The sequence below is a fragment of the Actinomyces sp. oral taxon 170 str. F0386 genome, assembly GCF_000195595.1.
GTDB lineage: Bacteria > Actinomycetota > Actinomycetes > Actinomycetales > Actinomycetaceae > Actinomyces.
On record NZ_GL882538.1, the window covers coordinates 55,764 to 76,149 of the forward strand.

Below are 20,386 nucleotides of genomic sequence, written 5' to 3' on the forward strand. Positions count from 1 at the left end.
GGGTATCACCGATCCCCTGGACGGATGAGGAGGACACATGAGCGGTGCACCACATGCACCTGAGACCGTTTCCGAGATCACCGTCACCACCGGTGACGCCAATGAGACTCGAGCCCTTGGCGCCCGCCTGGCTCTCCTGCTGGGGGCCGGCGACCTCGTCATGCTCTCCGGTGGGCTGGGGGCCGGTAAGACCACACTGGCTCAGGGCGTCGGCGCGGCCCTGGGAGTGCGTGGCCGCGTCTCCTCACCCACCTTCATCATCGCCCGTGTGCACCCCTCGCTGTCCGAGGGGCCCGACCTCATCCACGTCGACGCCTACCGGATCGCCTCCCTGGAGGAGATCGACGCGCTCGACCTGGACTCCTCCCTGGAGCGGTCGGTGACCCTGGTCGAGTGGGGTGAGGAGAAGGTGGAGGCCCTGAGCCCCGACCGCCTGGAGGTCCAGGTGCTTCGCCCTCACGGCGCCGTCGGAGCCTCGGGGCTCGGCGCCGTCCAGGCCGGCTCCGATCCTCCGGATGGCTCGGCAACGGAGGATCCGGTCGTGGATTTGGGCGAGGTCGACGATGGCAGGCGAACAGTCGTCGTACGTGCCCTCGGCCCGCGATGGGTTGGCGTCGACCTGAGCCCGCTGGCCGCTGTCACCTCCTACCAGCCTGGAGCGCCACTGTGAACACGCCTTCTCCGGTTGCACCGGTCTGCGACGCGATTCCCATCTCGCGCGCCTGGCGCCGTGGGCACCTGGCGAGCCTTGCCGGCCTCGTGCTCGTGATCGCCCTTCTGTCCGTCACTTTCCTGGTAGCGGGAGCGGCACGGGCCGTCACGGACCCGCCGTCCACCGGCGCCGGCGACATTGCCACCTCCGACTCGACTGCCCAGACCACGCCGGCCGCTCCCGCCGGGAGCCCGACGGATGGCTCGGCAGGCTCAGCGGGCGCTGACTCGCGCAGCTCGGCCAAGTCCCTCATGGAGAGCGACTGTGTCGCCCAGGTGCGCCAGAGCACCGGTGAGCAGGGTGAGATCACGGTCGGAGACTTAAGGAGCGTCTACGCCTGGGCGCCCGGTTTCCTCGATGGTTCCCAGCCCTCCGCCCAGCCCGTCGACACCGGGGACTGGGCCGCGACCGTCTCCGCGGCCGGCAAGCCTGTCGGCCTGCTCGAGGTCGTCAAGGACAAGGGCCGTGCCACCTGCACTCCCGTGTTCGACGACGACCTGGCCATCGACGTCGACCAGATGGGCGACGCCCAGCTCATCCACGACCGCAATGCCAACGCCTGGTACTCGCTACGCGGTACCACGGTGACGGCGCTGGGGGAGGCCGCCACCCGACGCCTGGCAGGGCCCATCGAGCTCAGCGACTACGGGGAGATCCTGCGCGAGCGCGCCGGCTCCAAGCCCAAGACCGCCGCCACGCAGAGCGAGGCGCGCTCCGCCACGGGCGGCTGGGCGATCTGGGGGCCGGTCCTTGCGGTTGTCGTCGTCGGGATCGTTACCGTCATCATCACGGTCCGCCACGAGCGCAAGGTGACCGCGCCGCTGCGCCAGGCCCGCAACCGCGCCGACATGGCCGAGCGCGCCGACCGACTCAGCCGGGACGAGCCCGACGAGCGGGGCGTCGCGGTACGGCGGGGCATCCCCCGCGCAGCCATCGACCTGTCTCTCCTCGGAGACGGGACCGAGGGGGATGCCGGTACAGGCACGACTGGCGGCGAGACCCTGGGTGACACGATCCCCGAGAGCCGCGCCAACTATCCTCGGGACCCGAGGGCATAGGCTGGCCCGGTGCGAATCCTCTCCATCGACTCCTCCCTGGGGACACAGCTCGCGGTTGTCGACACGGCCGAGGCCGTCGACGCCGCCGACACCGACTCAGCCACCGGCCGACGCGCCCTGCGAGTGCTGACCCAGGCCGAGCAGACTAATACCCGCCGGCACGCCGAGTCCCTGGGGCAGATGCTCTCCGAGTCGCTGTCCGCCCCCGACGTGGCCGACTGTCCACTGGACGCCGTCGTCGCGGCCATCGGGCCGGCCCCCTTCACCGGGCTGAGGGCCGGACTGGTGACGGCAGAGGTCGTCGGGCGCACCCGCGGCGTGCCCGTCCACGGCGTCTCCAGCCTCGACGCCGTCGCCCGCCGAGCCCTCGACGAGCTCGGAGCCCACGGTGTCGAGCGGGCCCCCGTCGTCCTGGTTGCTACCGACGCCCGCAGGCGGGAGGTCTACGGGGCACTCTTCCGCGCCAACGGACCCGACGACGTCACCCGCCTGACCGAGATCAGTGTCTGCCCTCCGGCTCAGGTCGCCGAACGCGTTGCCGAGCAGGCACCGGGGCAGGTCGGTGCGGACGGAAACGTCGACGTCGTGGCCGGTTCCGGCGTCGCCCTCTACCCCGAGCTGGCGGAGTTGGCCTCCTGCCACGAGGCGCTCGCCCCCGTCTCCGGTGACGCTCTGACGCAGGTGCGCATCGCCCTGGCCCGTCTGGACCGCGGTGAGGAGCTGGGTACGAAGCCGCTCTACCTGCGCCACGCCGATGTGCAGGTGCCCGCTGCCCGCAAGCGCGTGCGCTGAACGTAGGCCCAGGGTGACTCAGATGTCCGAGGCGAAGAACGCAGGACGGGCACCCGGGCTGCGGGAGATGGCCGAGGGGGACCTGGATGCCATCGCCCGCCTTGAGAGCGAGCTGTTCGGGGCCGAGGCCTGGAGCCGAGGCCTGCTGGCCACCGAGCTGGAGGCCTCTCAGGGAGCCGAGGCCGACCGCCGCTACGTCGTTATCGAGTCCGATGATGCCGCTGTGGAGACCGGTGCAGACGCTGGAAGGATGCAGCCGCGGCTCCTGGGATACGCCGGGCTCTACCACGCCGGCGGCCTGACCAGCGCCGACCTGCTGACCATCGCCACCGTCCCAGCGGCGCGTGGCCGAGGACTGGCCTCTCGCATGCTCGCCGAGCTCGTGGGCACTGCTCGAAGGACAGGCTGTCCTGACGTCCTGCTGGAGGTGCGCCAGTCCAACGAGTCCGCCCAGAGGCTCTATGCCAGGCACGGGTTCGTTCCCATCGGCCGACGTCGCCGCTACTACCAGGCGCCGCCCGAGGACGCCGTGGTCATGCGGTTGACGCTGCGCCCGCGCCTGGGCCCGGTCGGGACGAGCGAAGCCCATGAAGTCAGAGAGACGACCTCGGAGTGACCCGGAACAGACGGGTGGGCTGAGCCGGATGGACCGCTATTTCCGACCAGGAGGATTGCAACGGTCGCGAAGGTTAGATAGCCACGGCAGGTGCCGGCCTTAAACACGGTCCTTTGCCTCGAATGGCCCGATTGTCTGAGACCTCACAGATTTGTCTGACACCCTCATGACGAAAAGGCGGCCTCAGGTCGTGCTGACCACATATTCAGCGGCGTTGAATCCGAAGTTGAGGCCTGACGAAATCCCCACGATTCTGCGGATGATCGACGTATCTGCGCTGGTGGAGGCCCGGATGGGACCAATGGGTGCCTGAGCGCGGCTAGCCTTTTGCCGTGGCCAAAACATCTGCTCCTTCCCTGAAGAGGCGGACCGCCTTCTCCACGACCGTCTTCATGAAGCGCATGATGGCGATCTCGGGGCTGGTGTTCCTGTTCTTCGTCCTCTTCCACGCCTACGGCAACCTTCACTACTTCGAGGGTGAGGTCGCCTACGATCACTACGCCGTGTTCCTGCGAGCGCTGCTGGTGCCGATCATGCCTTATGGCGGCGTCCTGTGGATCCTCCGCCTGGCGCTCATGGCCTGTCTCCTGGTTCACGCCGGCAGCGCCTTCCACCTGTGGGTGCGCAACAAGCGGGCTCGTGGCAATGACAAGTACGCCGTTAAGAAGCCCGGCGCCGAGTACTTCGCCTCCCGCTACGCCATGCGCACCATGCGCTGGGGCGGCGTCATCCTGCTGCTGTTCATCATCTGGCACATCCTGCAGTTCACCACCCTGTCACTGACGCCGGGGGGCCAGTACGTGCATGGACGCGCTTACCTCAACATGTACTACGGCTTCCAGCTGTGGTGGGTATGGCTCATCTACGCGATCGCGCTGGCGGCCCTGTGTCTGCACGTGTGGCACGGCGTATGGTCCGCCCTCCAGACGCTGGGCGCGGTGCGAGGAGGCACCATCCCCTTCATCCGGCTGATCGCCTTCGTCGTGGCCTTCGCGCTGTTCGCAGGCTTCATGGCCGTCCCGACGGCGATCCTCTTCGGCTATGTCGACGCCCCCATGACCGCTGCCGACTACTACCCGCAGTTCTGTGACGCGATCGGCTCCTCCGCCGAGCACTTCGCCGAGTGTGTTGCGGCGACCCACTGAGAGTGAACGACTATGACTGAACTTATCGACGGCCTGTACTACGAGGGCGAGAAGATCGCCGACACCAAGGCCCCGCACTCCGTCCCGATCGACAGGCGCTGGGAGCAGCGCAAGTTCGAGGCCAAGCTCGTCAACCCCGCCAACCGCCGCAAGCTGGACATCATCGTCGTCGGCTCCGGCCTGGCCGGCGGCGCCGCTGCCGCCTCCCTGGGTGAGCAGGGCTACAACGTCAAGGTCTTCTTCTACCAGGACTCGGCTCGCCGGGCGCACTCCATCGCCGCCCAGGGCGGTATCAACGCCGCGAAGAACTACCGCAACGACGGCGACTCGACCTACCGCCTCTTCTACGACACGGTCAAGGGCGGCGACTACCGCGCCCGTGAGGACAACGTCTACCGCCTGGCGGAGGTCTCGGCCAACATCATCGACCAGTGCGTGGCCCAGGGCGTCCCCTTCGCCCGTGAGTACGGCGGCCTGCTGGACAACCGCTCCTTTGGTGGCGTGCAGGTCTCCCGCACCTTCTACGCCCGCGGACAGACCGGCCAGCAGCTCCTCATCGGCGCCTACCAGGCCCTTGAGCGTCAGGTGCACGCCGGCACGGTCAAGGAGTTCCGTCGCCACGAGATGGTCGAGCTCATCATCGTCGACGGCCGTGCCCGTGGCATCGTCACCCGCGACATGGTCTCCGGGAAGATCGAGACCCACCTGGCCGACGCCGTCGTGCTGGCCAGCGGCGGCTACGGCAACGTGTTCTTCCTGTCCACCAACGCGATGGGATGCAACGCCACCGCCATCTGGCGCGCGCACCGCAAGGGCGCCTATTTCGCCAACCCCTGCTACACGCAGATCCACCCCACCTGCATCCCTCAGTCCGGTGACTTCCAGTCCAAGCTCACCCTCATGAGTGAGTCGCTGCGTAACGACGGACGCATCTGGGTGCCCAAGAAGGCTGAGGACTGCGACAAGGACCCGCGCGACATCCCCGAGGAGGCGCGTGACTACTACCTCGAACGCATCTACCCGGCCTTCGGGAACCTCGTGCCGCGTGACATCGCCTCGCGTCAGGCCAAGAACATGTGCGACGAGGGCCGCGGCGTGGGACCGGCCATCAAGGAGCGGGACCCCAACGGCAACGAGCGCATGATGCGGCGCGGTGTCTACCTGGACTTCTCCGAGGCCATCGGCCGCCTGGGCAGGGACGCCGTCTCCGCCCGCTACGGCAACCTGTTCGAGATGTACCAGCGCATCACCGGGGACGACCCCTACGAGGTCCCCATGCGCATCTACCCCGCCGTGCACTACACGATGGGTGGCCTGTGGGTGGACTACGACCTGGAGTCCAACGTCCCCGGCCTCTACATCGCCGGAGAGGCCAACTTCTCCGACCACGGCGCCAACCGCCTGGGTGCCTCGGCCCTCATGCAGGGGCTGGCCGACGGCTACTTCGTCCTGCCCGACACCATGAACGACTACCTGGCGGACATGCTGCGCTTAGGCAAGGTCGATCCGAACGCCCCCGAGATCGCCGAGGCCAAGCGGTCCGTCGAGGAACGCGTCGCCCGCCTCATGGCCCTGCGGGGCTCCCGCAGCGTGGACGACTTCCACATGGCCCTGGGGCGCATCATGTGGGAGTACTGCGGCATGGAGCGGCGTGACGCCGGTCTGCGCGACGCCATCAAGCAGATACGGGCCCTCAAGGAGGAGTTCTGGCGCGATGCCCGCATCACGGGCCAGGCCGATGAGCTCAACCAGGCCCTGGAGAAGGCCGGGCGGCTGTTGGACTTCTTCGAGCTGGCCGAGCTCATGTGCATCGACGCCCTGCACAGGCGTGAGTCCTGCGGCGGCCATTTCCGGGCGGAGTCCCAGACGCCTGAGGGTGAGGCCCTGCGGCATGACGACGAGTTCCTCTACGTCGCCGCCTGGGAGTGGGGCGGGGAGAACCGTCCGCCGATCCTCCACAAGGAGGACCTCGTCTACAAGGACATCGAGCTCAAGCAGCGGAGTTACAAGTGAACATCAAGCTCAAGATCTGGCGCCAGAAGAACAAGGACTCGAAGGGCCACTTCGAGGAGTACGCCATGAGCGGGATCGAGGAGCACATGAGCTTCCTCGAGGTCCTCGACCTGCTCAACGAGCAGCTCTTCGCCGAGGGCAAGGAGCCGGTGGCCTTCGACTCCGACTGCCGCGAGGGTATCTGTGGTCAGTGCGGCGTGGTCATCAACGGGCAGGCCCACGGGCCGATCCGCTCCACCACCTGCCAGCTGCACATGCGCCACCTGGCGGAGGACCCCTCCTTCAAGGACGGCTCCACCATCACGATTGAGCCGTGGCGCTCCACCGGGTTCCCGGTGCTGCGCGACCTCATCGTGGACCGCTCCGCCTTGGACCGCATCGTCCAGGCCGGCGGTTACATCTCGGTCAACACCGGTGGTGCCCCCGAGGCCCACTCGGTACCCGTGCAGAAGGAGAGGGCCGACGCCGCCTTCGAGGCCGCCGCCTGCATCGGCTGCGGTGCCTGCGTGGCCGCCTGCCCCAATGCCTCGGCCATGTTGTTCACGGGAGCGAAGATCTCCCACCTGGGTCTGCTGCCGCAGGGCCAGCCCGAGCGTCTCGCCCGTGTGGTGAGCATGCTCAATCAGCATGACGCCGAGGGCTTCGGCGGCTGCACCAACATTGGTGAGTGCGCAGCCGTGTGCCCCAAGTCGGTGCCGCTCGAGGTCATCTCACGCCTCAACCGGGACCTCGGTCATGCCCTGTGGAAGGGCCAGCACGCCCACTGACCTCTGACCTGCCTCATACGCCGAGCCGGGCATTCTTCGCGTACCCCAACAGAAATTCTGTAGGGCTACGCGAAGAATGCCCGGCTCGGCGGTGTTCCAGCGGTGTCCGGTTCTGCCGGTTCTACCAGCGCACCCCGGTGGGGTGGATGCCGTGGCGGGCGAGCTCGCGGCACATGGTGGGGGCGTCGTTGGGCCAGGCGTCCTTCCAGGTCCAGCGGGCGACGTCGTATCCGGCGCGGATGAGGGCGAGCTCGCGCTGGCGCTCGTCCCAGACGGTGTCGTCGGCGTCCTTGCCGAAGCTGTTCTTGGCGTACTTGATGCGGCCGTCGAACTCGCCTCCGACCATGGTGTGGGGCCAGAGGAAGTCGAGGCGGTAGAGCTCGCCGTCGATGCGGACCTCGTGCTGGAGGGCGGGTTGGGGCAGGGTGGCCTGCCACATGCGGATGCGGGAGACGGACTCGCCGGGGGACTCGGCGCTCTCGTCGGCCAGGTGGGCGGCGGTGCGGGCGCTGCGGATGCCGCGGGCGCCGGTGGGGAGGCGGTCGACGGCGTCGGTCAGTTCGGCGTGGGTGCACCGGCGGCCGGCCAGGGCGGCGTCCATGGCGCACACGCCCTGGGTGAGCCCACCCCACCGGGCCAGATCAACGACTGTGTCAGAGGCGTTGGACACCAAGACTCCTCTGACCGTTTCCAATGCGCCGAGCCCGGTTCTCTCCCGACGTTGCAGAAGAGCGGTGCTCGATCGATCCGTGCGACGTCCGAGGCACTGAACCCGCCTCGGAATGCGCCCCACCAGCGGGAGCCCGAGCCACACGGCCGCCGACGGGCCGAGCAGGACCAGGTCCCCGTGGGCCTTGGCCACCGCAGCCCGGATGAGGGTCAGATGCCGGTGGTCATGCCTACCAGCGTGAGGGTTGAGCTCAAGACGTGAGAACTGGCATCAGATGCTCTGTGGACTGGCGGTGTCGATACCCGTCTGTGGAAACCGGCGCGTACCAGAATCACGCCGCCCGGTACCCAACCGCGAAGAGGGCATTCTTCGCGTACACCAACAGAAATTCCGTAGGGCCACGCGAAGAATGCCCGGCTCGACGTCGGGCGCTAGCCGTCGATGGTGACACTGACCCCGGTGAAGTCGGGGATCCGCGGTGTGCTCGGATCGGCCTCGGGGACGCCGTCGCCCACGAGGAGGATCTGGGCGCCGGCGCGCTGGGCGGCGATATAACCGGAGGCGGCATCCTCCAGCACCAGGCAGGAGGCGATCGGCATTCCCAGGAGCTCGGCGGCCATGAGGTAGGCGTCGGGGTCCGGCTTACCGCGCTCGACGTCTTCAGCGGAGACGACGACGGAGGGAATGGGGACCCCGGCCTCCTCCATGCGCACCCGCATGAGCTCAATCGGAGCAGAGGTCACCAGGGCCAGAGGAACACCGACCTCGATGAGTGCGGTCACCAGAGCCGCAGCGCCGGGGATCTCCGCCATCCTCCCCGCCGTGCGCACGATCTCCTCCCGGGCGAAGCACTCGTGGATGGCGTCCTGCTCCTCCGCCGCCAGGTCCGGCAGGAACCGGCGGATCGTGTCGATGCCGGTACGGCCGGGGGAGTAGGCCATGATCTCGTCGAAGCGCTCACTCATGCCGTAATCACGGGCGAAGGAGCTCCACATCGACTCCACGACAGCCGAGGAGTCCACCAGCGTGCCGTCCATGTCGCACAGGACCGCCTCTGCCCGGGCCAGGGGCACCGGTTCCTCGGTGGAGCTGTCCGACAACGACAGCAGCTGAACGGTCACGGTGCCTCCTGAGGTGAGACCGATGGAAGGAGAAGGAAACACGGATGCGAGTGTCGTCCAGGGTATCAACGAAGGAGGCGGCATAGGCTGGGCTATGCCCACACCCCGGAGGTGCCGCGGCGGTGGGAGCCGACCAGGTGGGTGTCGATGATCCCGATCGCCTCCATGAGGGCGTGCATCGTCGTCGGACCGACGAAGCGGAAACCTCGGCGCTTGAGCTCGCGGGACAGGGCCGCTGACTGAGGCGACTGAGCGGGGATGTCCGCGAGCCGGTGCGGCCGCGGAGTGGCCTCCGGCTGGAACGACCACACGAGGCCTGCCAGACCGCCGTCGACGTCACTCGCCTCCCGAAGGCGCAGCGTCGCGCGAGCATTGGTGATGGTGGCCAGGATCTTGGCCCGGTTGCGCACGATCGTGGCATCGCCCAGCAGTCGGTCCACGTCCGCCTCCCCGAAGCCGGCCACCGCCTTGGGATCGAAATCCACGAAGGCCTGGCGAAAGGCCGGTCGCTTGCGCAGGATCGTGGCCCAGGACAGGCCCGACTGGAAGGCCTCCAGACTCAGCCGCTCGAAGACGCCCCGCTCGTCGCGCACCGGCATGCCCCACTCAGTGTCGTAGTACTCGCGCAGCAACGGGTCGCTGGTCGCCCAGGCCGGTCTGGCCAGGCCGTCGTCGCCCACCACAAGGCCCGGGTTGTCGGGCTCGGTCATTGCAGTGCCTCCTCATTCGTCTCACCTGTACCGCATCCCGGTCGGCTCATCCCAACGGTAGCGGTGACGGCGGCCTCGCGGCCCGTGCCCGCTTCGCCTGGCCTTGTCCGTCGCCTGCATCGGCAAGCGATAGGCTGTGGGCTTGTGAGTGACCCCCTCATCCTCGGCATCGAGTCCACCTGCGACGAGACCGGCGTGGCCCTTGTGCGCGGCCGCGAGCTCCTCGCCGACGTCACCGCCACCTCCATGGACCAGTACGCGCGCTTCGGCGGGATCATCCCCGAGATCGCCTCGCGAGCCCACCTGGAGTCCTTCCTGCCCACCCTCGACGCCGCTCTGGATAGGGCCGGCGTCGACCTGAGTGAGGTCGACGCCGTCGCCGTGTGCGCCGGTCCGGGACTCATCGGCTCCCTGACCGTCGGCATCTCCGCCGCCAAGGCGCTGGCCGCGAGCCTGGACAGGCCGATCTACGGCGTCAACCACGTCATCGGGCACCTGGCGGTCGACGAGCTGGTTGACGGCCCCCTGCCCGAGCGGTTCATCGGCCTCATCGTCTCCGGCGGGCACTCCAATCTCCTGAGCATCCGAGACATCGCCACCGACGTCGTCGAGCTCGGTGGCACTCTCGACGACGCTGCGGGAGAGGCCTTTGACAAGGTCGGCAGGCTCCTGGGGCTTCCCTACCCCGGCGGCCCGCACGTGGACCGGCTCTCCCAGGAGGGGGACCGCACGGCCATCCGCTTCCCTCGGGGGCTGGCCGCCGGTAAGGACAAGGAGCGTCACCGCTACGACTTCTCCTTCTCCGGGCTCAAGACCGCGGTGGCCCGCTACGTCGAGTCGCTGGAGGACGCCGGCCAGGAGGTCCCCAGTGCTGACGTCTGCGCCGCCTTCTCCGAGGCCGTCAACGACTCCCTGACGGCCAAGGCGGTCCAGGCCTGTCTGGACAACGACTGCGACACGCTCGTCGTCGGAGGCGGCTACTCCGCCAACTCCCGCCTGCGCTCCCTGGCCGCCGAGCGCTGCGAGGCCGCCGGTATCACCCTGCGCCTGCCGCCGCTGCGCTTCTGCACCGACAACGGCGCTCAGATCGCCGCCCTGGGCTCAGCGGCCGTGCGCGCCGGCGTGGCCCCCAGCCCCATGGGCTTCGCCCCAGACTCAGGAATGCCGCTGGATGTCAGTATCGCTCACTGACGCCAGCTGACATTCACTGAAGCCGGCTCCGGCGCGTTCAGGTCGAGGTCGGCGGCGACGCCCCGGATGATGATCTCGATCTTGCGGTCCAGGCCGCCCCGGTCCAGCCAGCTCTCGTTCGGAGTCAGCGCCTCCGGCAGATCCGGTGCCCGCTTGGTAGCCGCGAGCCGACTCGCCTCCTCCAGTCCCGTGGAGTCGTCTCGGCCGGAGGAGAAGGCGCTCGGTTCCGGTTCCTGCCCTGCAGTCGGTGCGGACAGCCCGGAGCGTCCGACGGGGGAGCGCATGATCTCGATCTGTGCATGCGTGGAGATGACGGTGTCGCCCACAAAGTCCAGAACCACTCCGGCCTCCTCGGCCCCCAGTCCTCCGTCGACCAGGACCTGACACGCCTGGGACACCGGCCCGGCGAAGAGCTGATGCGCCCAGGGCACCCTCATGATGACACCGGCCAGACCGGGATAGTCCTCAAGCATTCCCCAGACGGACTCGACATGAGCTCGCACCGCGTCAGGCCAGTTGTCCTCGGAACGGGGGACGTCGACCTGCGCGGCGATCCGTTCCAGGCAGGCGGCCAGGAGGTCCTCACGCGAGGAGATCGTCCGGTACAGCCCGGAGACCGCCACGCCCATCCGCTTGGCCACGGCGGTGAGCGTGAACTCCGCGATGCCGAGCCCGAGCGCAGCCTCAACCACGTCGTCGCGCGTGAACCCGGGCCGTGGGCCCGTGGGCTTGCCCAGTCGTGTCATGGTCCAACCGTAATGCGTTCGCAGAATGGTTGCCCGTGGTTCAGCAGAGCGAGTAAGGTGCACCTTAACCAGGACTGAAGGCCTTTCAGTATTAGATCTGGCACTGGATGGAGGCTCCTGATGAGCAAGCAGACAACGCCGTCGGCCCCGCCGTCGACATCTCAGCCCGTAACGTCCCAGTCACTGCTCGCCGAGCCGGCCCCTACGGTCGAGCGCGCCGCCGAATCTCACCCTGCCGACTCTGGCGGTCCGGAAGCGAGCGCACAGACGGGAACGGGGGGCAATGCCCAGCGCTCCCGTGAGGGACAGGCCGCCATCGCCCGCCTGGGTGCCCCCATCCGTATCAGGCTGCGGATCGGGCAGGTTCTCGTCCTTCTCTCCGCGGTCCTCGCAGTTGCGCCCTATATCGCGCTGGTCCAGCTCGGTGACATTCTCCTGGACGCCTACCGGGCGGGCGTGAGCCCCGACTCGCAGCGCGTGCACAGTGCCGTCATGGTGCTTGTGAGCGCCTACTCCGCACGATTGCTCCTGTACTTCATGGCGCTGCTCATCACCCATCTGGCCGACCTCTCCCTGCGGGACCGGCTGCGCCGTGACATCGTCGAGCGCATCTCCCACGCCCCACTGGCCTGGTTCACCGAATCCACCTCCGGACGTATCCGCAAGGCCGTCCAGGACGACACGACCACCGTGCACACGGTCATCGCCCACGGCCCCGTCGAGCGCCTCAACGCCATCGTCACTCCCTTGGCGCTTCTCATCTGCGCCTTCTGGATCGACTGGCGCCTGGCCCTGCTGGCCTTGTCCACGCTCATCCTCTACGTGCTGACCTACTCCGCGTCCCTACGGGGCATGAATGAGAAGACCGTCGAGATGGACCGCAAGCTGGCCGCGGTCTCCTCCAGCATGGTCGAGTTCGTCTCCGGTATCGGCGTGGTCAAGGCCTTCGGCCGCGTCGGGCGCGCCCACTCGGCCTACCTCACTGCGGCCGACGAGTTCTCCTCCTTCTACCGGGCCTGGGCGATGCCCCTGGTGACCGTCGCCTGCCTGTCCTTCACCTGGGTGTCGATCCCGGTGCTGCTCCTGGTCAATCTCGGTGGAGGGGCGCTGCTCATGCATGCCGGGACGGTCACCCTTCCCCAGGTCCTGACCACCACCCTCATCGCCCTGGTCCTCCCCGGTGCTCTCACCACCGTCGCGTCGATCTCCTGGTCCTACCAACTGGCCGGAGCGGCGGCGCTGCGCCTGTGCGAGGTCCTCGACACCCCCGTGCTGCCCATATCGGACTCTCCGGAGCGGCCCCAGTCGGCGAGGGTGGAGATCGAGCATGTCTCTTTCTCCTACGGGGACACCCTCGCCGTCGACGACGCCTCCCTCATTCTGGAACCCGGAACCGTCACCGCTCTGCTTGGCCCCTCCGGCTCGGGCAAGTCGACGCTGGCCACCCTCATCGCCCGCTTCGCTGACCCCGACGCGGGAGCCGTGCGCATCGGCGGGGTGGACCTGCGCGACATGGATGAGGACACCCTGTACTCCACCGTCTCCTTCATCCTCCAGGACGCCCAGCTGCTGGGCACCACAGTGCGGGAGAACATCTCGCTCGGGCGCCCCGACGCCGACCTGGAGCAGGTGCGCGCCGCCGCCCGGGTCGCCCGCATCGACGAGGAGATTATGGCCCTGCCGGACGGCTACGACACCGTTCTGGGACAGGACACGGGTCTGTCCGGCGGGCAGGAGCAGCGCATCGCCATCGCCCGCGCCATCCTGCTGAACACCCCCGTCATCCTGCTCGACGAGGCCACCGCCATGGCCGACCCCGAGTCCGAGGCTGAGATCCAGGAGGCTCTGAGCGCCCTGGTGGAGGATCGCACCGTCCTGGTCATCGCCCACCGTCCAGCCGCAGTGCGTGGTGCCCACCGCATCGCCGTCATGGACCGTGGCCGCATCGTGGCCTGCGGCAGCCACGACGACCTGCTGGATGAGCCCCACTACCGTGCTCTTCTGCGGCAGACCGGTGAGCTCGACGACGTCGAGACCCCGGTCACGGAGAAGACCGCCAAGAGCTCTACGAGCTCGCCGGCTCTCAGCCCCGACTCGGTTCGTGCCGAGGACGAGGCGGATGACGTCACCGTGACCCGGGGGCCGGCCGGTACGGGTTCCCCGCGCAGCACCCGCTCGCTGCTGGCCCGCTTCCACCGGCTCATGGTCGAGTCCTCCTGGCGGCGGACGCGCAGCTGCCTCATCCTGGCGGCGGCCAATGGGATCACGGTGGGGCTGGCGCTTCTGGTACTCCTGCCCGCAACGGTGTCTCTGGGCTCCGGTGCGCCCCGCTGGGGCCTGTCCTTCGGGAACTGGCTCCTCATTCTGATCGTCCTCGGCATCGGGGCGGCCGCGCTGGAGTTCCAGGGACAGCGCAAGGGCATGTCCGGGGCGCTCGGCTTCATGCACGATGTCCACCACGCGGTCGGTGACCAGATAGCTCGCCTCCCGCTGCGCTGGTTCACCTCCGACTCCGCTGGAACCCTGTCCCGGGCCGTCAGTCAGGAGATGGTGTCGCTGGGAGAGTCCGCCGCCCACTTCATGTACAGGCTCACCTCCACGACTGCGGCCTGCGTCGTCGTCTGGGCGGGTTCGTGGGCATGGGACTGGCGCCTGGGCCTCCTGCTGACGGTCGCAGCGCCAGTGCTCGCCGGGTTCGTCCGTATCGCACGCCGCCTGCTGGACCACGGAAAGTCGATCTCCGAGCCCGCCGAGCGCGAGCTCGCCACCCGGGTGGTCGAGATCGCCCGATGCCAGGGCGCCCTGCGCTCCTGCCGGGCCGCCACCGGCTACAGCCGCCTGACCGCGGCCTTCGACGACGGTGCCCGGGCCTCCGGACGCGCCCTGTGGTGGGAGACCGCGGGCAACATCGTCAATGGTGCCCTCAGTCAGGTCATCATCGTCGCCCTGATCACCCTGACGGCCTCGCGAGCCGTCGGCGGCACCATGGAACCGCTCGTGGCCGTGGCCATTATCGGCATGTGCCTGCGCTTCACCACCATGATTGATGAGATCGGCGCCAACGTCATGGGCATGGAGGAACGTCGCCAGATGATGAACCACCTCGATGCCGTCATGGATGCCGAGCTCATGGCCGAGCCCGAGGGCCGCACCGACCTGCCCGAACCCGGCGCCGTCGGACTCGATGACGTCGTCTTCGGCTACCGGACCGACATGCCCGTGCTGGACGGGGTGTCGCTGGACGTCCCAGCGCGCAGCATGTGCGCGATCGTGGGGCCCTCCGGCAGCGGCAAGACGACTATCGCGCGGCTCCTGGCCCGCTTCTGGGACGTCGACTCGGGAACGGTGCGGGTGGGCGGCACGGACGTGCGCGACATGCCGACCGCCCAGCTCATGGAGCAGCTCTCCATGGTGTTCCAGGACGTCTACCTCTTCGACGACACCCTGGCCGCCAATATCCGCATCGGCAACCCGGTGGCCGATGACGAGCAGATTCGCTGGGCAGCGGACCTGGCCGGCGTCACTGAGATCGTCGAACGGCTGCCACACGGCTGGGACACCCGTGTGGGAGAGGGTGGGCGTGCCCTGTCCGGGGGCGAGCGCCAGCGCGTCTCCATCGCCCGGGCACTGCTCAAACGTGCGCCGATCGTTCTGCTCGACGAGGCCACCAGCGCCCTGGACGCGGAGAACGAGGCCAACATCGTGGCCGCCATGGAGGAGCTGCGACGCACCTCGACACTCATCGTCATCGCCCACAAGCTCGAGACGATCGCCGCCGCCGACCAGGTGATCGTTCTCGACGACGCCGGGCACGTCGCCCAGCGCGGACGGCACGAGGACCTTGTGGAGGTGGAGGGCCCCTACCGGAGCTTCTGGGAGCAGCGCACCCGCGCCCGCGGCTGGGCTCTCGTGTAGAAAAGCGAGGCGTGCCTCGGGGGACTCGTCAGGACCTGGCCGCCAGCGACAGCACCTCGGTGGGACGCAGGGGCCTGCCGGCACGGGCCTCGGCCAGCAGCAGCCTGACGGCCGCCTCCCTCTGCCCGTCGTAGGCTCTGACGGCGGCGATCTGGCGCTGGTAGGAGGCCCCTGTCTCCAGGGTGGCGCGCACGGAGTCCAGCTCGGCGGCGCAGCCCAGGTCCTTGGCGACTGGCGTGAGCTCGGTGAGCATCCGCTCCACCGTGTCGCCCACAAGCTCCTCCTCGCCGGCTGAGTTGACGATGAGGATCGCGTCCATGCCGTAGCGGGCCGAGCGCCACTTGTTCTCGGCGACGTACCAGTCTGGCATCGCGTCGAGATCCTCGCCCCGGTCCAGGGTGCGGGAGAAGGACTCCACGAGGCACTGGGTCAGCGCCGCGATTCCGGCCAGCTCGGTGAGGTTCGTGGCGGCGTCGCACGCCCGTATCTCGATGGTGCCCAGTCGTGGCGAGGGACGCACGTCCCAGCGGATCTCGGTGAAGTCCTCGATGACGCCGGTGTGCACCAGGTCCCCGGTGTAGCTCTCCAGCTGTTCCCAGGTGCTGAACTGCTCGGGGGCGCCGGCGGTGGGCAGCTGCTGGAACATCATGGCCCGGTTGTCCGCGTATCCCGTGTCCGCACCCGCCCAGAACGGTGAGGATGCGCTCAGGCACTGCAGGTGGGCGGTGCGGGTGAGCAGCGCCTTGAGGATCGGCAGGACCTTGGCCCGGTCCTCGACCCCGACGTGCACGTGGGTGCCGAAGATGAGCATCTGATGACCCCACAGCCGGGTGCGGTCCACCAGACGGGCGTAGCGCTCGGCATTGGTCACCTTCTGCACCAATGGGTCCGCGAAGGGGTGGGTACCGGCTGAGGCCAGGTCCACGCGCAGCGGGTCGGTGACTGGAAGGACCCGGTCGAAGGCGAGTGCGATGTCCTCTACGCACTCCGACACGGTCCGGCGCGCTCCGGAGACCAGTTCGATGGTGTTGAGCATCATCTCGCCGTGCACGTGCGGGTCCGGTCCCACCTTCTGGAGGATCTCCTCGGCGCACTGACGCAGGTCGAGGCTGTCTCGGTCGATGAGGGCCAGCTCCCACTCCACGCCCAGCGTGGACCGGGCTGAGCTGGCGAAGGGCAGGGACTGGGGCCGGCGAGCCGGCGGCAGCTGCGAGTCCGCCAGGGCGGGGGCGGTGCTCTGGTTCATGTCCTGCATGTCCTGGTCGTCTCCTCGGGTTCCGTCGGTCCCTGACGGGTCGTGGCAGGTGGTCTCGGTGGCTAGTCGCTGGAAGGCACGCAGCCGGGTCAGTGGGATGACGAGTCAGTCGATGGTGTGCTGTCGATGGGCTCGACGACGAGGACGACGCCCTTGGCCTTGTCTCCCACGCGGGTCAGGATCCAGGTCTCGGCCTCCTGGCCGCTGAGCCTCAGTGAGGTGCGCAGCGCATCGGGTGAGACATCGACCCCCCGCTTGAGGATCTCCAGACTTCCCACCCCCAGCTCGCGGGCTCTGGCCCGCAGGGTCTTGAGCCGCAGCGGCAGAACCTCAGTGAGCCGGAAGGAACGAACGAAGGGCGTGGTCGCCGTGTCGGGCATGTTCTCCGACGTGAGATAGCCGATCCGTGGTCCCACCGGCCGGGCGGACAGCGTCTGGCAGAGGCGGGCGACGAGCCCGGCCCGGATGGCGGCGCCGTCGGGCACGTGGATGATGCTGCCCAGGTCGTCGGGAGAGGTGATCGGATCGACCTGAACCGGCGGTTCGGAAGGATCGGTGACGTCGTCGGCCATTGTGTGGGCGGTGATGCCATTCGCCCCCGAGTGCAGGACCAGCGCGGAGCGCCCGGGACCCTCCGGTGTCAGCGGACCGCACCAGATGGCGGCCTCCACCACGTCGCCGTCCACGCTCACCCATTGCGTGTGGGAGTCCGACGGCAGCGCGGTGTGGTTGATGCCGGGGGCGACCTTGACGCCGAGAGCGGGCACGGTCTCCCGCAGCGCGAGCACCTGAGACAGGGCCGGTGACCACTGCTCGGGATCGCTGATGCGCCGTCCCTCGGCGCGGCGGGCGGGGTCGGCGAAGACGGCATCCACCCCGCGCTCGGCCAGGTCGATCTCCAGGGCGTCGGCGTACTCGACGCTCGCGTGGGGGAAGGGCATGAGGTTGATGGTGGCCAGGGCGGCCGTGGCCTCGTCGTGGTCGACAGCAAGCACCGGCAGGTCGAGCCCGGCCAGCGCGACGGCGTCGCCGCCGATCCCGCAGCCCAGGTCCGCCACCTTCGTCACGCCGGCGGCCGCGTAGCGGGCGGCGTGATGGGCCGAGACCGCCAACCGGGTGGCCTGCTCCAGACCGTCGGCGGTGAAGAGCATCTGCTGGGCGAAGGGCCCGAACTTGGCGGCTGCCCGGGCGCGCAGGCGCTGCTGGGTCAGAGCGGCCGCCACCAGGGCGGGGGAGTGGCCCTCCTCGCGCAGGGAGCGTCCCAGTGACAGGGCCTCGGCCGGGTCGTAATGGGGCAGGGAGGACAGGAGCTCCCAGCCCTCGGGCGTCAGAAGGAGCGCGACGTGGTTCTCAGCCATCACCCCAGATCATTCCATGGCGAACCGGCCAATGCGCGTGATGTTCGCTGGGTGGGCGCGTGGAGGAGGCCCCTACCGGGCCGGTAGGCGGCTGCCGGGGCAGCCGTGTGGGTAGTGTGGTGAGCCAATGAATGCCCCCGCACCCCGGCGGTGGCGGACTGCAGTGGACGGAAGGACCTGGAGCTGATGGCCGACGAGGAAGCACGTATCAGTGCTATCGGTGGGGCCGACGCCGTTGCAGGCCGTGGAGACGACGACGGGAGCCATCCCCAGCCGGCTCCTCGCGCCATAAGCCGTCGCAAGGCTCTTCTGCGCCGTCTGGTGCGGGTCTCGCTGGTCGTCGTCGGAGTCCTGGGACTCATCACGGTCGGGGCCGGCATCTGGGCCTGGACCGTCAGTGCCGGTCACATCCAGGTCGCCGGTGAGAGCGGCGAGAACAGTGATACAGCAGGCGCCCCGGTGGCGATCGTGCTGGGTGCCGCCGTTCACGCAGACGGGCAGCCCTCGCCCTGGCTCTCCTACCGTCTTGACACCGCCGCCGACCTCTACACCAGCGGCCGTGTCGAGGCGATCCTGGTCTCCGGGGACAACCGGCGCGTCGGATACGACGAGCCCACCGTCATGCGCGACTACCTCACCTCCAAAGGGATCCCCAGTCAGGCGATCGCCCTGGACTACGCGGGCTTCGACACCTACGACACCTGCGTGCGGGCCCGCAGGATCTTCGGGATCGAGCGCGCCCTGCTCGTAACCCAGGACTTCCATGAGCCTCGGGCGGTCGCCATCTGCCGCTCTGTCGGTGTCGACGTCGATGGCGTCGGTGACTCCCGTGCTCGCCGCGACCGCATCAGCTGGGCCGTCAGCTGGACGCGGGAGCGCCTGGCCACGATCAAGGCCGCTGCCGACGTCGTCTCCAGACGCGACCCGACCCTGGGACGTCGTGAGACGAGCGTGGGCGAGGCGATCGTCTGGACGCGGGAGCACCGGCGCTGACGAGGGCTGACGCCCACGGCGAAACCACCGCCACGCTTTGGCACTCGCGTTGACTGAGTGCTAACGCCGTCGTAGATTCTCCGTCAGGCGCAGCGGAGTGCTCGCCCTGGTCCTGGGACGCAGGCGGGCGCCTTCTGCGACTCGCACTCCTGCTTCGTGCCGGACCGGCCCCCGCGACGGCGGTCGGGTACGCCTCGGGAGGGCGATCAAGCCGTTCTACTGCACGTTGAAGAGAAGGAGGAGGTCTCCGATGTCGATCTCCATCAAGCCGCTCGAGGACCGCATTGTCGTCCAGACCGTTGAGGCCGAGCAGACCACCGCATCCGGCCTGGTCATTCCCGACACCGCCAAGGAGAAGCCCCAGGAGGGCAAGGTCGTGGCCGTGGGCCCCGGCCGCGTCGATGACTCCGGCAATCGCGTTCCGGTCGACGTCGCCGAGGGCGATGTCGTCATCTACTCCAAGTACGGGGGCACCGAGGTCAGCTACGCCGGTGAGGACTACCTCATCCTGTCGGCCCGCGACGTCCTGGCGGTTGTCACCAAGTGATCCGCTGATACCGCGTGCGCCCCACGGCGCCGCGGCGTGTTGAAGGGGAGGCACCTCGAGGTGCCTCCCCTTCAACGTATGTGCGCACATATGCCTGCTGCATGTCTGCGCCGTATCCGGACAATTGTCCGGACGTTGAGTTGGGGACGTCTGTGCTGTCGATTCCCTGAAACAGGGCGGAGCGTCAGGCCGGTTCGTTGGCGAAACGGCGTGCTTGCTGCTCGTAGTAAGCACGCCGCTCCTCCTCGCTCATGCCTCCCCAGACGCCGTAGGGCTCGCGAGTGCTGAGGGCGTGGTCCCGGCACTCCTCCAGGACGGGGCAGTCCTGACAAATGGCCTTTGCTCGTTCGTCCCGTCGTCGACGGGAACCGCCTCTCTCTCCTTCGGGATGGAAGAAAACCGAGGAGTCCATGCCGAGGCAGGCCCCTCGGTACTGCCACTCCCAGAGGGTGGAGATCGGGCCGGGCAGACGCGATGAGTCGTGCATTGCCTCCCTCCCCTCCTTTGGATATGGCGGTCGGGCACACCGAACTTGATGCGCTATACGTAACGATAAGATCGCACGGTGCGTTAATCAAGAAGAATCATTCTATCTCACAACGAAATTTTCTCCAGATTTGCTGGACGTCTGCGTTCCGGCTATCTGGAAACGTGTGTCATATTGTGGCGCTCGAATAGCAGAAACGTTTTGTGAATGATGCGTGTATGTGGAACACTTTTTTCTGAAACGTTCCGCATTCATTGTTGCTTTATTTTTGGGGTGTAAGTCACGTTGTC

The 20,386-nt window shown here is 68.2% G+C and carries 18 protein-coding genes; 11 read left to right on the plus strand and 7 right to left on the minus strand.

Going from position 1 to position 20,386, the window contains the following annotated elements:
• The first annotated feature begins 37 nt into the window (after positions 1-37).
• From tsaE to HMPREF9056_RS05640, 7 genes are all read left to right on the plus strand, one after another.
• The gene (tsaE, locus tag HMPREF9056_RS05610) at positions 38-670 is read left to right on the plus strand and encodes a tRNA (adenosine(37)-N6)-threonylcarbamoyltransferase complex ATPase subunit type 1 TsaE (protein ID WP_009403665.1); all 633 of its coding nucleotides are present in this window, start codon (positions 38-40) and stop codon (positions 668-670) included.
• Positions 667-1,770, plus strand: a complete 1,104-nt coding sequence (locus tag HMPREF9056_RS05615; protein WP_034513988.1) for a hypothetical protein — start codon at positions 667-669, stop codon at positions 1,768-1,770. The genes tsaE and HMPREF9056_RS05615 overlap by 4 nt, the downstream gene beginning before the upstream one ends.
• 9 nt (positions 1,771-1,779) lie before the next feature.
• A complete protein-coding gene (tsaB, locus tag HMPREF9056_RS05620) occupies positions 1,780-2,562 on the plus strand; it encodes a tRNA (adenosine(37)-N6)-threonylcarbamoyltransferase complex dimerization subunit type 1 TsaB (RefSeq protein ID WP_009403667.1) in 783 nt (260 codons plus the stop codon).
• Between the two features lie 22 nt (positions 2,563-2,584).
• The gene (locus HMPREF9056_RS05625; RefSeq protein WP_009403668.1) at positions 2,585-3,178 is read left to right on the plus strand and encodes a GNAT family N-acetyltransferase; all 594 of its coding nucleotides are present in this window, start codon (positions 2,585-2,587) and stop codon (positions 3,176-3,178) included.
• Positions 3,179-3,570: 392 nt separating this feature from the next.
• Positions 3,571-4,323, plus strand: coding sequence for a succinate dehydrogenase cytochrome b subunit (locus tag HMPREF9056_RS05630; RefSeq protein WP_009403670.1), 753 nt, complete (start codon positions 3,571-3,573; stop codon positions 4,321-4,323).
• Between the two features lie 12 nt (positions 4,324-4,335).
• Positions 4,336-6,336 carry a fumarate reductase/succinate dehydrogenase flavoprotein subunit gene (locus HMPREF9056_RS05635; protein WP_009403671.1) on the plus strand — a complete coding sequence of 667 codons (2,001 nt, stop codon included), beginning with the start codon at positions 4,336-4,338 and terminating at the stop codon, positions 6,334-6,336.
• Complete coding sequence (locus HMPREF9056_RS05640) at positions 6,333-7,103, plus strand: succinate dehydrogenase/fumarate reductase iron-sulfur subunit (protein ID WP_009403673.1); 771 nt, start codon at positions 6,333-6,335, stop codon at positions 7,101-7,103. Before HMPREF9056_RS05635 ends, HMPREF9056_RS05640 begins: the two co-directional genes overlap by 4 nt.
• A 121-nt stretch (positions 7,104-7,224) precedes the next feature.
• On the opposite strand, the gene HMPREF9056_RS05645 is transcribed toward HMPREF9056_RS05640, so the two are convergent.
• The 3 genes from HMPREF9056_RS05645 to HMPREF9056_RS05655 form a co-directional block, all read right to left on the minus strand.
• On the minus strand, positions 7,225-7,773 hold the full coding sequence (locus HMPREF9056_RS05645; protein ID WP_253269950.1) for a hypothetical protein: 549 nt from the start codon (positions 7,771-7,773) through the stop codon (positions 7,225-7,227).
• A 431-nt stretch (positions 7,774-8,204) separates the two neighbouring features.
• Positions 8,205-8,894 carry an HAD-IA family hydrolase gene (locus HMPREF9056_RS05650; protein ID WP_009403676.1) on the minus strand — a complete coding sequence of 230 codons (690 nt, stop codon included), beginning with the start codon at positions 8,892-8,894 and terminating at the stop codon, positions 8,205-8,207.
• A 92-nt stretch (positions 8,895-8,986) separates the two neighbouring features.
• Entirely contained in the window at positions 8,987-9,604 is a 618-nt protein-coding gene (locus tag HMPREF9056_RS05655) for a DNA-3-methyladenine glycosylase I (protein WP_009403678.1), read from the minus strand.
• Positions 9,605-9,748: 144 nt separating this feature from the next.
• On the opposite strand from HMPREF9056_RS05655, the gene tsaD reads away from it, so the two are divergent.
• Positions 9,749-10,795, plus strand: coding sequence for a tRNA (adenosine(37)-N6)-threonylcarbamoyltransferase complex transferase subunit TsaD (gene tsaD, locus HMPREF9056_RS05660; RefSeq protein ID WP_009403681.1), 1,047 nt, complete (start codon positions 9,749-9,751; stop codon positions 10,793-10,795).
• Here tsaD and HMPREF9056_RS05665 read toward each other — a convergent pair.
• Complete coding sequence (locus HMPREF9056_RS05665; RefSeq protein WP_009403683.1) at positions 10,789-11,541, minus strand: TetR/AcrR family transcriptional regulator; 753 nt, start codon at positions 11,539-11,541, stop codon at positions 10,789-10,791. The genes tsaD and HMPREF9056_RS05665 overlap by 7 nt on opposite strands.
• Before the next feature lie 120 nt (positions 11,542-11,661).
• Here HMPREF9056_RS05665 and HMPREF9056_RS13605 point away from each other — a divergent pair, with 120 nt between their 5' ends.
• Positions 11,662-15,456 (plus strand): ABC transporter ATP-binding protein, encoded by a 3,795-nt coding sequence (locus HMPREF9056_RS13605; protein ID WP_009403686.1) that lies wholly within the window; start codon positions 11,662-11,664, stop codon positions 15,454-15,456.
• A 28-nt stretch (positions 15,457-15,484) separates the two neighbouring features.
• Here the strand turns inward: HMPREF9056_RS13605 and HMPREF9056_RS05680 are convergent, their stop codons facing one another.
• Positions 15,485-16,711: a glutamate--cysteine ligase gene (locus HMPREF9056_RS05680; RefSeq protein ID WP_009403688.1), complete on the minus strand. Its 1,227-nt coding sequence runs from the start codon at positions 16,709-16,711 to the stop codon at positions 15,485-15,487.
• Between the two features lie 89 nt (positions 16,712-16,800).
• Positions 16,801-18,069 (minus strand): class I SAM-dependent methyltransferase, encoded by a 1,269-nt coding sequence (locus HMPREF9056_RS05685; protein WP_009403690.1) that lies wholly within the window; start codon positions 18,067-18,069, stop codon positions 16,801-16,803.
• 186 nt (positions 18,070-18,255) lie between these two features.
• Here HMPREF9056_RS05685 and HMPREF9056_RS05690 point away from each other — a divergent pair, with 186 nt between their 5' ends.
• Both HMPREF9056_RS05690 and groES read left to right on the plus strand, forming a co-directional pair.
• Positions 18,256-19,062, plus strand: a complete 807-nt coding sequence (locus tag HMPREF9056_RS05690; protein WP_087942212.1) for a vancomycin high temperature exclusion protein — start codon at positions 18,256-18,258, stop codon at positions 19,060-19,062.
• A 250-nt stretch (positions 19,063-19,312) separates the two neighbouring features.
• Positions 19,313-19,609 carry a co-chaperone GroES gene (gene groES / locus HMPREF9056_RS05695; RefSeq protein ID WP_003781116.1) on the plus strand — a complete coding sequence of 99 codons (297 nt, stop codon included), beginning with the start codon at positions 19,313-19,315 and terminating at the stop codon, positions 19,607-19,609.
• Between the two features lie 184 nt (positions 19,610-19,793).
• Here groES and HMPREF9056_RS05700 read toward each other — a convergent pair whose 3' ends face one another.
• On the minus strand, positions 19,794-20,096 hold the full coding sequence (locus tag HMPREF9056_RS05700; RefSeq protein WP_009403699.1) for a WhiB family transcriptional regulator: 303 nt from the start codon (positions 20,094-20,096) through the stop codon (positions 19,794-19,796).
• Positions 20,097-20,386 lie beyond the last annotated feature (290 nt).